This is a genomic window from Streptomyces sp. NPDC051664, assembly GCF_044453545.1.
Lineage (GTDB): Bacteria > Actinomycetota > Actinomycetes > Streptomycetales > Streptomycetaceae > Streptomyces.
Genome location: NZ_JBITCU010000006.1, coordinates 199,562 through 213,631 on the forward strand (window position 1 = coordinate 199,562; position 14,070 = coordinate 213,631).

12 protein-coding genes, 1 tRNA gene and 1 pseudogene are annotated in these 14,070 nt (G+C 68.2%); 6 read left to right on the forward strand and 8 right to left on the reverse strand.

Annotation, left to right across the window (positions count from 1 at the left end; translation table 11 throughout):
- The first annotated feature begins 90 nt into the window (after window positions 1-90).
- The 6 genes and pseudogenes from ACIA8E_RS14405 (at window position 91) to ACIA8E_RS14430 (ending at window position 4,992) form a co-directional block, all read left to right on the forward strand.
- The gene (locus ACIA8E_RS14405; protein WP_399298147.1) at window positions 91-1,065 is read left to right on the forward strand and encodes an ABC transporter ATP-binding protein; all 975 of its coding nucleotides are present in this window, start codon (window positions 91-93) and stop codon (window positions 1,063-1,065) included.
- On the forward strand, window positions 1,055-1,963 hold the full coding sequence (locus ACIA8E_RS14410) for an ABC transporter permease (RefSeq protein WP_399297891.1): 909 nt from the start codon (window positions 1,055-1,057) through the stop codon (window positions 1,961-1,963). Before ACIA8E_RS14405 ends, ACIA8E_RS14410 begins: the two co-directional genes overlap by 11 nt.
- Window positions 1,960-2,871 carry an ABC transporter ATP-binding protein gene (locus ACIA8E_RS14415; protein WP_030929934.1) on the forward strand — a complete coding sequence of 304 codons (912 nt, stop codon included), beginning with the start codon at window positions 1,960-1,962 and terminating at the stop codon, window positions 2,869-2,871. Before ACIA8E_RS14410 ends, ACIA8E_RS14415 begins: the two co-directional genes overlap by 4 nt.
- A 30-nt stretch (window positions 2,872-2,901) precedes the next feature.
- A complete protein-coding gene (locus tag ACIA8E_RS14420; protein WP_267004208.1) occupies window positions 2,902-3,621 on the forward strand; it encodes an ABC transporter permease in 720 nt (239 codons plus the stop codon).
- Between the two features lie 306 nt (window positions 3,622-3,927).
- Window positions 3,928-4,645 (forward strand): annotated as a pseudogene (locus ACIA8E_RS14425) (hypothetical protein).
- Window positions 4,646-4,905: 260 nt separating this feature from the next.
- A tRNA-Ser gene (locus tag ACIA8E_RS14430) sits at window positions 4,906-4,992 on the forward strand.
- Between the two features lie 103 nt (window positions 4,993-5,095).
- On the opposite strand, the gene ACIA8E_RS14435 is transcribed toward ACIA8E_RS14430, so the two are convergent.
- From ACIA8E_RS14435 to ACIA8E_RS14470, 8 genes are all read right to left on the reverse strand, one after another.
- Window positions 5,096-5,893 (reverse strand): HAD family hydrolase, encoded by a 798-nt coding sequence (locus tag ACIA8E_RS14435; protein ID WP_399297894.1) that lies wholly within the window; start codon window positions 5,891-5,893, stop codon window positions 5,096-5,098.
- Entirely contained in the window at window positions 5,890-7,167 is a 1,278-nt protein-coding gene (gene serS / locus ACIA8E_RS14440) for a serine--tRNA ligase (RefSeq protein WP_399297896.1), read from the reverse strand. The genes ACIA8E_RS14435 and serS overlap by 4 nt, the downstream gene beginning before the upstream one ends.
- A 658-nt stretch (window positions 7,168-7,825) precedes the next feature.
- The gene (gene pheA, locus ACIA8E_RS14445; RefSeq protein ID WP_399297898.1) at window positions 7,826-8,761 is read right to left on the reverse strand and encodes a prephenate dehydratase; all 936 of its coding nucleotides are present in this window, start codon (window positions 8,759-8,761) and stop codon (window positions 7,826-7,828) included.
- 27 nt (window positions 8,762-8,788) lie between these two features.
- The gene (gene efeB / locus ACIA8E_RS14450) at window positions 8,789-10,150 is read right to left on the reverse strand and encodes an iron uptake transporter deferrochelatase/peroxidase subunit (RefSeq protein WP_399297900.1); all 1,362 of its coding nucleotides are present in this window, start codon (window positions 10,148-10,150) and stop codon (window positions 8,789-8,791) included.
- Window positions 10,151-10,173: 23 nt separating this feature from the next.
- Window positions 10,174-12,120 carry a copper resistance CopC/CopD family protein gene (locus ACIA8E_RS14455; protein ID WP_399297902.1) on the reverse strand — a complete coding sequence of 649 codons (1,947 nt, stop codon included), beginning with the start codon at window positions 12,118-12,120 and terminating at the stop codon, window positions 10,174-10,176.
- A 14-nt stretch (window positions 12,121-12,134) separates the two neighbouring features.
- The gene (locus tag ACIA8E_RS14460) at window positions 12,135-12,584 is read right to left on the reverse strand and encodes a copper chaperone PCu(A)C (RefSeq protein WP_399297904.1); all 450 of its coding nucleotides are present in this window, start codon (window positions 12,582-12,584) and stop codon (window positions 12,135-12,137) included.
- On the reverse strand, window positions 12,581-13,231 hold the full coding sequence (locus ACIA8E_RS14465) for an SCO family protein (RefSeq protein ID WP_399297906.1): 651 nt from the start codon (window positions 13,229-13,231) through the stop codon (window positions 12,581-12,583). The genes ACIA8E_RS14460 and ACIA8E_RS14465 overlap by 4 nt, the downstream gene beginning before the upstream one ends.
- A 46-nt stretch (window positions 13,232-13,277) precedes the next feature.
- The gene (locus ACIA8E_RS14470) at window positions 13,278-14,024 is read right to left on the reverse strand and encodes a YcnI family protein (RefSeq protein WP_399297908.1); all 747 of its coding nucleotides are present in this window, start codon (window positions 14,022-14,024) and stop codon (window positions 13,278-13,280) included.
- Window positions 14,025-14,070 lie beyond the last annotated feature (46 nt).

Here is a 14,070-nt window from a genome sequence, read left to right on the forward strand (position 1 = left end):
CCTGGTCTGACGACCGGTGTGGCCCGCGCCACTACCTTCGAGTACGTGACTGTGATCGCAACCGAAAGCCTGAGCAAGCGGTTCCCCCGGGTGACCGCTCTTGACCGGCTCACCCTGGACATCGGGCCCGGTGTAACCGGCCTGGTGGGTGCCAATGGAGCCGGCAAGTCCACACTGATCAAGATCCTGCTGGGTCTGTCCCCCGCCACCGAAGGCCGGGCCGCGGTGCTCGGGCTGGACGTCGCCACCAGTGGCGCCGCCATCCGGGAGCGGGTCGGCTACATGCCCGAGCACGACTGCCTGCCGCCGGACGTCTCGGCCACCGAGTTCGTCGTCCACATGGCGCGGATGTCCGGGCTGCCGCCGACGGCGGCACGCGAGCGCACCGCCGACACCCTGCGTCATGTGGGGCTGTACGAGGAGCGCTACCGCCCCATCGGTGGCTACTCGACCGGTATGAAGCAGCGTGTGAAGCTGGCTCAGGCGCTGGTCCACGACCCGCAGCTGGTCCTCCTCGACGAGCCGACCAACGGGCTGGACCCGGTCGGTCGGGACGAGATGCTCGGCCTGATCCGCCGCATCCACACCGACTTCGGCATCTCGGTCCTGGTGACCTCGCACCTCCTGGGCGAGCTGGAGCGCACCTGCGACCATGTCGTCGTCATCGACGGCGGCGCGCTGCTGCGCTCCAGCTCCACCAGCGATTTCACCCAGACCACCACGACCCTCGCGGTCGAGGTCACCGACAGCGACACCCACCCGGACGGCACGGACGCGCTGCGCCGGGCGCTGACCGCGGCGGGGGTCAGGCTCGTGGGCCGCGACGGGATCGAGGCCGACAGCCTGCCCGGCGCCGGTCACATCCTGCTGATCGAGGCCACCGGCGAGGAGACGTACGACGTCGTCCGCGACAGCGTCGCCGGGCTCGGGCTCGGACTCGTACGTATGGAACAGCGACGCCACCACATCGCCGAGGTCTTCCGTACCGAAGACACCACAGAGGCCGCGGAGACAGCCCTGGCCGGCGCCGTACAGCAGAAGGGGAGCGGTCACGATGAGCACTGAGACCGGGGCCGTGACCGGGAGTGACAACACCCGGATCCACAACATCGGGTACCGCTCCTACGACGGCCCTCGGCTGGGCCGTGGCTATGCCCGCCGCTCGCTCTACTCGCAGTCCCTGCGGGGCTCCTTCGGACTGGGGCGTTCGGTCAAGTCCAAGGTGCTGCCAATGCTGCTCTTCGGTGTGATGTGCCTGGTCGCGCTGATCACCGTGGCCGTCGCGATGGCCGCGCCCGACGCGACGAAGCTCATGATGAAGTACACGGACTTTGCGATCTACCTGCAGGCCGTCATCGGCCTGTTCATCGCTTCTCAGGCACCGCAGTCCGTCTCCCGGGATCTCCGTTTCAAGAGTGTCCCCCTCTACTTCTCGCGTCCCATCGAGCGGGCCGACTACGTCGTCGCCAAGTACGCCGCCATGGCATCCGCCCTGTTCATCCTCACCGTGACGCCGCTGCTGGTGATGTATGTGGGCGCCCTGCTGGCGAAGTTCGACTTCGCCGACCAGACCAAGTGGTTCGGGCAGGGGGTGGCGTCGGTGGCGCTGCTCTCCGTGCTCTTCGCCGGGCTCGGTCTGGTCGTCGCCGCACTGACACCGCGCCGCGGCTTCGGCGTCGCGGCGGTGATCGCCGTGCTGACCATCTCGTACGGAGCGGTCTCCACGGTCCAGGCCATCGCTTGGGAGACGGGCTCGGCGGGCGCGGTGCAGTGGCTGGGACTCTTCTCGCCCATCACGCTGATCGGCGGCGTCCAGACCGCGTTCCTCGGCGCCACCTCCGCCTTCCCCGGAGGGGAAGGACCGGGCGCCGGGGCAGGTGTGGTGTATCTGATCGTTGTTCTCGCGCTTGTCGCCGGCTCGTACGCCGTACTGATGCGCCGCTACCGGAGGGTCGGGCTGTGACCACCATCGAGATCGACCACACCTCACGCTGGTTCGGCAATGTGGTCGCCGTCAACGACGTCAGCATGACCGTGGGCCCCGGTGTGACCGGGCTGCTCGGCCCCAACGGCGCGGGGAAGTCCACGCTGATCAACATGATGGCCGGGTTCCTTGCGCCGTCGACGGGCAAGGTCACGCTCGACGGCGCGCTGATCTGGCGCAACGAGGCGGTGTACCGGCAGATCGGCATCGTGCCGGAGCGGGAGGGGATGTACGACTTCCTCACCGGTCGCGAATTCGTCGTCGCCAATGCGGAACTGCACGGACTCGGTGATGCGGCGGCGCGCAAGGCGCTCGCCACGGTCGAGATGGAGTACGCGCAGGACCGCAAGATCTCCACGTACAGCAAGGGCATGCGCCAGCGCGTGAAGATGGCGTCCGCGCTGGTCCACGAGCCGTCGGTGCTGCTCCTCGACGAGCCGTTCAACGGGATGGACCCGCGGCAGCGGATGCAGCTGATGGAACTGCTGCGGCGGATGGGCGCCGAGGGCCGCACGGTCCTGTTCTCCTCCCACATCCTCGAAGAGGTCGAACAACTCGCGTCGCACATCGAGGTGATCGTGGCCGGACGGCATGCGGCGTCCGGTGACTTCCGGAAGATCCGCCGGCTGATGACGGACCGCCCGCACCGCTATCTCGTACGGTCCAGCGACGACCGCGCACTCGCTGCCGCGCTCATCGCCGACCCGTCGACGGCCGGGATCGAAGTCGACCTGGGCGAACAGGCCCTGCGCATCCAGGCAGTCGACTTCGGACGATTCACCACACTGCTCCCGAAGGTCGCGCGTGAACACGGCATCCGTCTGCTGACGGTCTCGCCGTCCGACGAGTCCCTCGAATCGGTCTTTTCCTATCTCGTAGCGGCCTGAGTAGCGGCCTGAAAGGAGCTGTGAAGCGTCATGTACAACCCCACAGTCGCCCGGCTCACCTACCGGGCCCTGCTCGGCCGGCGCCGGGCCGCGATCCTCTTCGTCCTGCCCGCGCTGCTGATCGTCATCGCCGTGGCGGTACGGATGTTCGCCGGGGCCGATGACCAGGTCGCCGCCAATGTGCTGGGCGGTTTCGCCATCGCCACGATGGTGCCGCTGATCGGTGTGATCGCAGGCACGGGGGCCATCGGCCCGGAGATCGACGACGGATCGATCGTCTATCTGCTGGCCAAGCCGGTGAAACGGCCGACGATCATCTTCACCAAGCTGATCGTGGCGATCGCCGTGACCATGGTCTTCTCCGCCCTGCCGACATTCGTCGCGGGCCTGATCCTCAATGGCAACGGCCAGCAGATCGCGGTGGCGTACACGATCGCGGCGCTGGTCGCCTCGATCGCGTACAGCGCGCTGTTCCTGCTGCTCGGCACGGTCAGCAGGCACGCAGTTGTCCTCGGTCTGGTCTACGCGCTGGTCTGGGAGGCCCTCTTCGGCAGCTTCGTGCCCGGGGCGCGCACGCTCAGCGTGCAGCAGTGGTCGCTCGCGCTTGCCGAGAAGGTCGGCGGGGAAGGGGCGATCACCTCCGAGGTCGGACTGCCGCTCGCGACGGTTCTGCTGGCGGCGGTCACGGTGCTCGCCACCTGGTACGCGGGCCAGAAGCTGCGCACGCTGAAGCTCGCCGGCGAGGAGTGAGCGGCAGCCCCTCGGAATCTCTTCGCACCTCATATGCGGCAACCCCTGTCCGGTGGGCGGGGGTTGCCGCATGAGCGGACAGTCGTACGCGTAACTGTCCGTTTATCGGCTCGTTGTTCAGGGCGCGTGGAGGCAACTGGAATCCGTGGCGTCGTAGCGTTCGTGAAATCGGGGATTGCCGATGCCGGTGAGGGAACACCCGCCGGGTCGGTCATTGGGTGAGTGGCAACCGTGAGCGTCCTCCGCCTCCGAAGCTCGGGGGACAGGGCTGTCCATCGTCGGTTTTCATCATCGGAAGGCATGTCCATGCCCACGGAAGTCGCCCTGTTCGAGTCGCGCGCGCTGCGCGTCGAGCAGATGGGGCGCGTCGGCGTCCTCGACAGGGTGAAGAGCCTTGTCATGCTCCCGGACGGAATGCACCTTCGCACAGAGGAGCTGGCTCGTTACTTCGAAGTATCCACAACCGCCGTCTGAAGGCTCACCGACCGGCATCAGGGCGAGCTCGCGGACAACGGCATACGGGTGCTGCGCGGCGCTGAGCTGCGCTCCTTTCCATAGCGACATCCTGTCGCTACGGAAGAGGGAGGGGAGGGGCAAGCCGGAAAGTTATCCACAGGCAGCCACTCGGCTCCGGCGGTACACCCGCAGGACCGTGCTCAACGTCGCGATGCTTCTTCGTGACCGCGACATCGCCCGCTGCGTCCGTACCTACCTTCTCGACGCCGAGCAGGACCTGCGTGCGGGGTACGCCTCACTGGAACATCGCGTCACCCGGGTCGAGAGTCGCCTCGCCGGAGTCGGCAGCGCTCTCCAGGAGCTCGGGCCGGCTCTCAACCGGATGTCGCACCGGCTCGACAGCCCCGACCGTCGGCTGGATGCCACGCATCAGGTCGTCGGCGCCATGAGCGTACGGCTGGGCCACATGTCCGGGGACATCGTCCGCGTCGACGGCCGGATGGATGATCTCGCCCGCAACCTGAAGGATCTGAGCCGCCGCGACAGGCAGCGTCGATCCGACTGCTGATCGCGGACTTTCGGTACCGCCCGGAAAATGGGTGGCACCCAAAGTCCGCCCCAGGCAGAGTTGTCGGTGCGGCACAGGCCGACAGCGAATTCCACAGACCGGGAGAGGAGCGCGACGATGACCGAGAGTCCGAGTCCGTCGAGTTCCCATCGGGGCGGCCCGGAGCAGGCGCCGGAGTAACCATCACCTCACTCCGCCGAGCCGCTCGCAGCGGGAAGCCCGGGGCGGCCCTTCTGCGCGCATCGCGCGGCCGCCCTCCCGGAGGATTGGCCGAGTGGTAAGGCAGCGGCTTGCTAAGCCGTCGTCGGGGCCTGGACCCCGCGCGCGTTCGATCCGCGCATCCTCCGCACAGTTCCGCGCATCCTCCGCACAGTTACGTCAGCCCAGTCGGAACAGCCAACTCATCTGCGCATCGGTGCGTCGGTGCAACTGTACGACCGCCGCAGATGCCTAGAGCAGCTGTTCCAGCACCACTGCGATGCCGTCGTCCTCGTTCGACGCGGTGATCTCGTGTGCCACGGCCTTCAGGTCGTCGTGCGCGTTGGCCATCGCCACACCGTGCTGCGCCCAGGCGAACATCGGGATGTCGTTCGGCATGTCACCGAAGGCGAGCGTGTCCGCCGCCTTCACGCCCAGTCGGCGCGCTGCCAGCGAGAGCCCGGTCGCCTTGCTCAGCCCCAGCGGCAGGATCTCCACCACGCCGGGCCCTGCCATGACCACGTCCACCAAGCTGCCGACGGCTCCACGCGCGGCCTTCGCCAGTGCGTCGTCGTCGAGTGCCGGATGCTGGATGTAGACCTTGTTCAGCGGCGCGGACCACATCTCGGTCGCATCCTCCACGAAGACGGCCGGAAGCGGCCCTTCCTGCACCTGGTAGCCAGGGCCGACCAGCACCTCGCCGTCGAGTCCGTCGCGGCTCGCCGCCAGCGCCAGCGGGCCGACCTCTGCCTCGATCTTGGACAGCGCGAGACCGGCTAGCTGCCGGTCCAGCGTCAGCGAGGTCAGCAGCTTGTGCTCGCCCGCGTGATAGACCTGCGCGCCCTGACCGCAGACCGCGATGCCGTTGTAGCCAAGGTCGTCCAGGATGTGGCGGGTCCACGGGACGGCCCGTCCGGTGACGATGATGTGCGCGGCACCGGCCGCCGTCACGGCGGCCAGTGCCTCGCGGGTGCGCTCGGAGACCGTGTCGTCGTCACGCAGCAGCGTGCCGTCGAGGTCGGTCGCGACGAGCTTGTAGGGGAAGGTCACTTGGCGACCGGCTCCAGAACCTCACGCCCGCCCAGGTACGGACGGAGCACCTCGGGCACCCGCACCGAACCGTCGGCCAGCTGGTGGTTCTCCAGGATCGCCACAATGGTGCGCGGTACGGCGCAGAGCGTGCCGTTCAGGGTGGCGAGCGGCTGAACCTTCTTGCCCTCGCGCATCCGGACGGAGAGGCGACGCGCCTGGAAACCGTTGCAGTTCGACGCGGACGTCAGCTCGCGGTACTTGCCCTGGGTCGGGATCCACGCCTCGCAGTCGAACTTCCGGGAGGCCGAGGACCCCAGGTCGCCGGTGGCCACATCGATCACCTGGAACGGCAGCTCGAGACCGGTGAGCCACTGCTTCTCCCAGTCGAGGAGACGCCGGTGCTCGGCCTCGGCGTCCGCCGGGTCGACGTACGAGAACATCTCGACCTTGTCGAACTGGTGGACCCGGAAGATGCCTCGGGTGTCCTTGCCGTACGTACCGGCCTCGCGGCGGAAGCACGGCGAAAAGCCGGCGTAGCGCAGCGGCAGCTTGTCCGCGTCGATGATTTCGTCCATGTGGTACGCGGCGAGCGGGACCTCGGAGGTTCCGACCAGGTAGTAGTCGTCCTTCTCCAGGTGGTACACGTTCTCCGCGGCCTGGCCGAGGAAGCCGGTGCCCTCCATGGCGCGCGGGCGAACCAGCGCCGGCGTCAGCATCGGGATGAATCCGGCCTCGGTGGCCTGCGCGATCGCAGCGTTGACGAGGGCGAGCTCCAGCAGCGCGCCGACACCTGTCAGGTAGTAGAAGCGCGAGCCGGACACCTTGGCGCCGCGCTCCACGTCGATGGCGCCGAGTGCCTCGCCGAGCTCCAGGTGGTCCTTGGGCTCGAAGCCCTCGGCGCCGAAGTCGCGAATGGTGCCGTGCGTCTCGAGAACGACGAAGTCCTCCTCGCCGCCGACCGGCACGTCCTCGTGGACGATGTTGCCGAGCTGCAGCAGCAGGTTCTTGGCCTCCGCGTCCGCCTCGTCCTGTTCCGCGTCGGCGGCCTTGACGTCGGCCTTCAGCTGCTCGGCCTTCTTGAGCAGCTCGGTGCGCTCCTCGGGCGAAGCCTTGGGGATGAGCTTGCCGAGCGCTTTCTGCTCGGAGCGGAGTTCGTCGAAGCGGACACCGGACGACCTGCGCCGCTCGTCGGCGGAGAGAAGAGCGTCGACGAGCGCGACGTCCTCTCCACGGGCGCGCTGGGAGGCGCGAACACGGTCGGGGTCCTCACGGAGCAGGCGAAGGTCAATCACGGCTCCAGGCTACCGGTGTGCGCTTCCATAGCTCGAACCGATATTGCCGAGTGTGTCGCTTTGCCCGAATTGCCGGAATTGGCAATGCTGGGAACGGTCGATGGCCGCAGCCGATCTTGGTCGTCAAATAAAGAGCTCCTATTCCCCTGAATGGGGCATTAAGGGGCTTCCGTTCTTGACGTACAGACCTTGCGTGGGGCGGGAGTTGGAGGTCGCTTGTCCACAGGGGGTGGTGACCCTCCGAAGTTATCCACAGGCTGTGAAGAAGATCTGTGGACACAGGAAGAGATCATTCCGAAAGCCACATGAAGGCTCATGGATTCCCTGTTCAAACTCGCTTCACACACTCATTCGGGTGGGAATTCCTCGTCCTAAAGAGTTGATCAATGGAATTGAGGTGACACGGGCCGACCTGCGGCTCTGTGGAGGGGTGTGGGGTGACTGGAGCGATTTGTCGACCATGTCGTATTGAGGTGTCGACTTGTCCCCAGGTCGAGAACCATCCCTGTGGATAACTCTGTGGGTTGTGAAAATCAGGTGATAGTACCTGTGATGGGCGCACGCCACCGCGGCACGAGGACCAGTCCCGGCCCTCGATCCCGACCTTCGATCCCGACTCTCGGACCCGACCGTCAATCGCGGCCCCTGGTCCCGACCGTCAGGCCCGGCCGTCCTGATTCCGGGCCAGCCAGTCCGAGGCGTCCGTGAAGTCCGTGTCCGATGTCCCCGCACGCAGCGGCCGTACGTCCTCCGGCGCCACTCCGGCCCGCGGATACGAACCGAGGAACCGCACCTTCGGGCAGATCCGCTTCAGACCCATCAAGGCCTCGCCGACCCTGCGGTCCGCGATGTGCCCCTCGGCGTCCACTGCGAAGCAGTAGTTCCCGATGCCGGCACCCGTCGGCCGCGACTGGATCAGCATCAGGTTCACCCCGCGCACCATGAACTCCTGGAGGAGTTCGAGCAGCGCACCGGGGTGGTCGTCGCCCAGCCAGATGACCACTGACGTCTTGTCCGCACCGGTCGGCGCCGCCGGCCGGGCCGGGCGGCCCACCAGGACGAAGCGAGTCTGGGCGTTCTCCGCGTCGTGGATCTCCGTCACCAGCGGTTCGAGACCGTACGTCGCCGCCGCGAACTCACCGGCGAAGGCGGCGTCGTACCGCCCCTCCTGCACCAACCGCGCACCGTCCGCGTTGGACGCGGCCGACTCCCACACGGCCGCCGGCAGATGGGCCGCCATCCAGTTGCGTACCTGCGGCTGCGCGGCCGGGTGCGCGGTGACCGTCTTGACGTCGGACAGCTTGGTGCCGGGTCGCACGAGCAGCGCAAAGGTGATGGAGAGCAGCACCTCGCGGTAGATCATCAGCGGTTCGCCGGTCGTCAGTTCGTCGAGGGTCGCGGTGATGCCGCCCTCGACGGAGTTCTCGATCGGTACGAGTGCTGCCGCGGCAGTCCCGCTCCGTACCGCGTCCAGAGCCGCCGGTACGGAGACCATCGGGACAAGTTCCCGAGTGGCTGCTTCCGGGAGCGTACGGAGGGCGACCTCGGTGAAGGTGCCTTCGGGACCGAGATAGGCGTAGCGCGTGGCGGACATACCGTCACCCTAATGCGCCGCGGTGGCTCACGACTCCAGCAGCCGCTGACCCACGTACTCCCCGTCCGCCGCGCCGCCCGGCACCGCGAACAGGCCGCTCGCCTCGTGCCGGATGAACGGCGACAGCGCGTCTCCCCGGTCGAGCTTGCGCTGCACCGGCACGAACCCCTTCAGCGGATCCGCCTGCCAGCAGATGAAGAGCAGCCCGGCGTCGGGAGTGCCGTCCGCCGCGATGCCGTCGTGGTACGAGAAGGGGCGCCGCAGCATCGCCGCGCCGCTGTTCCTCTCGGGGGAGGAGATCCGGGCGTGGGCGTTGTCCGGGATCAGCAGCTTGCCGTCGGGCCCCGCCTTGTCGAGGTCCATCTCGGTGGTCTCGGTGCCGCCGCTCAGCGGCGCACCGTCCGCCTTGCGCCGCCCTATGACCCGCTCCTGCCGGTCCAGCGGGAGCTTCTCCCAGTCGTCGAGCAGCATCCTGATCCGTCGCACGACTGCGTACGAGCCGCCGGCCAGCCAGGCGTATTTCGCGTCGTCGCCCTCCGTCGTGTGCGACGGGACGAAGATGCGCTGGTCGAAGTCGCTCTCCGACGGCTTCGGGTTGCCGGTGCCGTCGATCTGGCCCATCAGATTGCGGGCGGTCATCGGCTTGGCCGTGGTGCCGGGGGTGCGGTTGAAGCCGTTCATCTGCCAGCGCACCCTGGCCGTCGTGGCGGCCTCCTTCTGGATGGAGCGCAGTGCGTGGAAGGCGACGAGAGCGTCGTCGGCGCCGATCTGCACCCAGAGATCGCCCCCCGAGCGCTTGGGGTCGAGCCGGTCGGAGGAGAACGGCGGCAGCGGGTCCAGCCCCGGCGGCCGATGGGCCACCAGGCCCGTACGTTCGAAGAAGGTGTGCCCGAAGCCGAAGGTGACGGTCAGCGAGGACGGTCCGGCGTCCAGCGCGATCCCGGTGTCGTGCGTCGTGCCGTCCGCACTGCCGCCGGCGGTGGGTTCGCCGGCCATCAGCCGCTGGGTCACGGCGGACCATCGGCGCATCAGGGCGGCGGCTTCCTTCCGTCCCGCGCCGGGTGCCAGATCGAACGCGACGAGATGGCCGCGCGCCTGAAGCGGAGTGGTGATCCCGGGTTGATGTTTCCCGTGAAACATTGCCCGGGTCGTGCCGATCGTCGTCAGCGCGGTCGGTTCGTCGGAGCGGGTCGCGGCGTAACCGGTCGCGCCACCCGCTGCGCCCAGCACCAGTCCGGCCGCACCGGCCGCGCCGACACCGCCGAGCAATCGCCGCCGGGAGAGGTCCCCCGTTGCGGTCTCGGCTCCGGCGTCCGTGCCGTGCTTGCTGTTCGCGCTGCCCGTGCCGTTCTTGCTGTCGGAGCCGCGCTTGCTGTTCGCGCTGCTCATGCTGGTTCCGCTCATGATCCCGCTCAGCCGATCTTCACGTTCTTGGCGATGGTGGTCTGATCGATGTCCGACGTACGCACGGTCACCGCCAGCTTCCAGCTGCCCGCCATCGGGATCTGGACGCCGCTCGCCGTCCAGTGCCCCTCGGCGAGCCGGTCGGGGACGACGGGCAGCGGACCGATGTCCTTGGACGCGAGGGTGAAGGCGAGCTTCACCTCAGGGACGTCCATGGGCTGTCCGTCGGGGCCGTCGATCCAGATGTGGAGCCCGTTGGCGCCGGTACGACCGGGGTCGATGTCCATCCGGACAGCCCCCTTGCCGTTCCTGCCGCCGGTGTCGAACGGCATGTTCACCGCGACGGGGCCCGCGGTCGTGGGCACGGATGCGGCCGTCGAGGTGCGGGCCGCTTCCTCCTCGGTACGTCCGGGCTCGGTCGAGGTCAGCACGGTGGTCACCGCCAACAGCGCCACCGCGACCCCGACTTCCGCCAGTACCGAGCGGCGTAGCCCGGACCGATCGGGGTCGGCGTCGCGGATCCGCTTCTTCGTGGCGGTCGCCACGGCGGCCTTCTGCCGGGTGAGTTGGGCGGCCCGTGCGGGATCCTCGGGCACAGTCGCCGGCTCGGTCTCCACAGCGGTCCCGGTGTCGGCGTCAGCGGTGCCGGCGCCCGTGTCCTGCGCCTTTGTCGTGCCCGCAGTCAGGCGAGCCGTCCACCGCCGCGAGATCCAGGCGACCCCGACCAGGACGGCGACGAGCCCCACCTTCACGAGCAGCAGCTGCCCGTACCGGGTGCCGGTCAGCGCGGACCAGGAGCCGACCTGCCGCCAGGACTGGTAGAGCCCGGTCGCCGTCAGCACCAGCACACTGCCGAACGCGATACGGGAGAAGCGGCGTACCGCCGTGACTTCGATGTCCGGCGTCCGGTAGAGCGCGACCAGCAGCGCGGCGAGGCCGCCCAACCAGGCGGCGACGGCCAGCAGGTGCAGAACGTCGACCGGCATCGCGATGCCGGGCTGGATCCCGGTCGAGGCGTGTTCGGCCAGCGCCCATGTCCCGGCGATCCCGGCGGCGATGACCGCGCCACCGATGGCCAGCCCGAAGGTGAGGTCCTTCTTCTCCCGCTCGTCCTCGCGCTTCGCGTACGCCCCGAACAGCACGGCGATGAAGAGCGCGGAGGCGCCGAGCAGCAGCAGCCGGGAGACCAGCGCGGCCCCCGGCTTGGTGTCGAGTACGGCCTTCAGGCCGTCCAGGTCGAAGATGTCCGCGAGTTTTCCGGAGCCGGTGTACGGGTTGCGCAGCAGAAGCATGGCCAGGGTGGCCGTGGTGAGCGTCATCCAGCCGCGTACGACCAGGCGCTGCAAGGGGCGGGCGCTCGCCCCGCGTTGCCAGCAGGCCAGTACGAAGGCGGAGCCACCGGCCAGCAGGATGAAGCCGGCGTACGCGGCGTAGCGCGCGATGCCGTAGAGCGTGCCGACCAGGCCGCCTCCGGCCTGGTCCGTCGGCAGGGCGACGGTCGTGTTGGACGGGGCGCCGATGGAGAAGGTGAAGGCGCCGGAGACCGGGTGGCTGTCCGCGGAGACTGCCTGCCAGGCCACGGTGTACGTGCCGTCGGGCAGCCCCGCGTGCAGCGGGACGCTGTATTTGACGGTGGAGTCGCTTGGTAGATTGCGTGGTTCCGCACCGGTATCGGCGCGTTTGCCGCTCGGGTCCAGGACCCGGACGGAGCCGTCACCCATGGCGACCTGTTCGGAGAAGGTGAGCGTGACCTCCTTGGGGGCGGTGGCGACCACCGCCCCGTCCTGCGGATCGCTCCCGGTGAGCGCGGCATGCGCGGACGCCGGTCCAGCGCCGCCCAGCAGCAGGCCGAAAACCGTGCCGACGAATACGGCGAGGAGTGCGGCAGCGGCGAGTCGGCGGCGCGTCGGGGACACGGACGGGGTCGGCCCGAAGTGCGGGGCGGTGGCTGTCATGGAGTGTCAGTCCCTCACTGCTTCTTCGGGTTGTGGGTGGTCTCCTTCACGGGAAGGTCGACCTTTATGGGGTCGGCCTTCTCGAAGTGCAGCTCGACGGACACCCTCTCGCCCTGCCTTGGCCGCTGTTTCAGTTTCATGAACATGATGTGGTTGCCGCCGCGCTCCAGGTCCAGTTCGCCGCCCGCGGGCACCTCGAAGGACGTCACCATGCGCATCGTCTGGTTCGTCGTCCGGTGGATCGTGACGTCGTCGGAGAGCGGGCTGGTGACCGAAGTGAGCCGGTCGGAGCTGTCGCCGCTGTTCTGTACGACGAGGAAGCCGGCCGCCATGTCGTTGACGGGCTGCGGCATGAACGCACCGGTCACCTTCAGTTCGGGCTTGCCGCCCGAGGACGAGCACCCTGCCAGCGTCAGCCCGGTGGTGAGGGCGACGACGCCGGCGAGGACGGTGCGGCGGTTCACGGGTTCTCCCCCTTGATGATCTTGGGGAGGTCCTTGGTGTAGTCGTCGGGAGTGGTGTCCTCGCTGTACAGCACATACCCCTTGTCGGTCTTCGGGGAGAACGCGATGACCTGCGACCCGTGCATCGAGACGACCGTGCCGTCCTTCTCCTTCTTCGGAGGGTCGATGCCGATGCCGATCTGGCGTGCGCCCGCCTGGATGGTCGGGAAGTCGCCGGTGAGACCGATGAAGGAGGCGTCCTGGGCCCTGAGCCAGCTGCCCAGCGAGGACGGGGTGTCCCGCTCGGGGTCGGTGGTGACGAAGACGACCTGGAGCTTGTCCTGGTCGGCCTTGGGCAGGGACTTCTTGGCGATGGCGATGTTGCTCATGATGAGTGGGCAGACGTCGGGGCAGTTGGTGTAGCCGAAGTAGATGAGCGTCGGCTTGCCCTTGGTCCGCTCGCGCAGGTCGTACTTCTTGCCGTGGGTGTCGGTCAGGACGAGGTCGGGCTTGGTGAACGGCTGGTCGAGCACCGTCGCGGCCTTGGTCTTCGCCTGGGCGGAGACGTCCGCGAGGGGCTTGTCGGCGTCGTCGCTGCTGCCGCAGGCCGAGAGGGTGAGTGCGGCCGCGGCGACGAACGCCGCGGCCAGCACCGTTTTCTTACGCATGGATTGCTGATTCCTGGTGGGTCGGTGATTCGGTGGGGCCGGAGGGTCAGGCGGTGCGTCGACGGCCGGCCAGGACGCCGAAGGCCACCCCGGCGGCGCCGACGAGGATGCCGACGATGCCGAGGACTCGGGCCGTGGTGTCACTGGAGGAGGACGACGCGGACGACGCCTCGGTGTGTTCGTCCTTCGTCTGGTCGGCGCCGGCCGCACCGGCCTTGTCGGCGGCGCCGCCGTGCTCGTCGGTGGTTGCGGCGGTCAGCTTGAGAACCGGCGCCGGGCTCTCGGGCTCCTCGGCGCCGTCCTTCTGCTCCTCGATCCAGCGGACGACATCCTTGTTGTCGTACGTCTGGATGGCCTTGAACACCAGCTGGTCGGCGTCCTCGGGGAGCTGGCCGACGGAGAGCGGGAACTGCTGGAACTGGCCCGGGCGGATACCGAGGTCGTTCTTGCTGCCCTCGGCGGACCAGGTCACCTTGGAAACGGCCTCGTTGATCTTGTTGCCGTGGACCTCGAGCGGCTTGGCGAGCTTGCTCTTGGTGACGACGATCTTCCAGCCAGGCACCGGCTGCGGCATTACGGAAGCGAGCGGGTGGTCGGTGGGGAAGTTGACCTCGAGCTTGGTCGTCGAGGCGTCGTCGCGCTCGTTGGGGACCTTGAAGTTGATCGTGGCGTAGCCGCCCTTGGCAGCCTCGCCCTGCGGCTGCACGCTGACGTGCGCGGAGGCCGTACCGGCAAGGATCAGCACGGTGGACGCGGCGACGCCGCCGACGATGGCGATGCGGGAAACGTTCATGTCAGGAATCACTCCACTGAAGCACGAAGGAAAGGTGGTCCGACGC

Excerpts from the sequence above, each read along its gene's own strand:
- ACIA8E_RS14410 (WP_399297891.1), top strand. The coding sequence starts at position 1,055 with ATGAGCACTGAGACCGGGGCCGTGACCGGGAGTGACAACACCCGGATC.
- ACIA8E_RS14420 (WP_267004208.1), top strand. The coding sequence starts at position 2,902 with ATGTACAACCCCACAGTCGCCCGGCTCACCTACCGGGCCCTGCTCGGC.
- pheA (WP_399297898.1), bottom strand. The coding sequence starts at position 8,761 with ATGTCCGCCACGCGCTACGCCTATCTCGGTCCCGAAGGCACCTTCACC.
- efeB (WP_399297900.1), bottom strand. The coding sequence starts at position 10,150 with ATGAGCAGCGCGAACAGCAAGCGCGGCTCCGACAGCAAGAACGGCACG.
- ACIA8E_RS14455 (WP_399297902.1), bottom strand. The coding sequence starts at position 12,120 with ATGACAGCCACCGCCCCGCACTTCGGGCCGACCCCGTCCGTGTCCCCG.
- ACIA8E_RS14465 (WP_399297906.1), bottom strand. The coding sequence starts at position 13,231 with ATGCGTAAGAAAACGGTGCTGGCCGCGGCGTTCGTCGCCGCGGCCGCA.
- ACIA8E_RS14470 (WP_399297908.1), bottom strand. The coding sequence starts at position 14,024 with ATGAACGTTTCCCGCATCGCCATCGTCGGCGGCGTCGCCGCGTCCACC.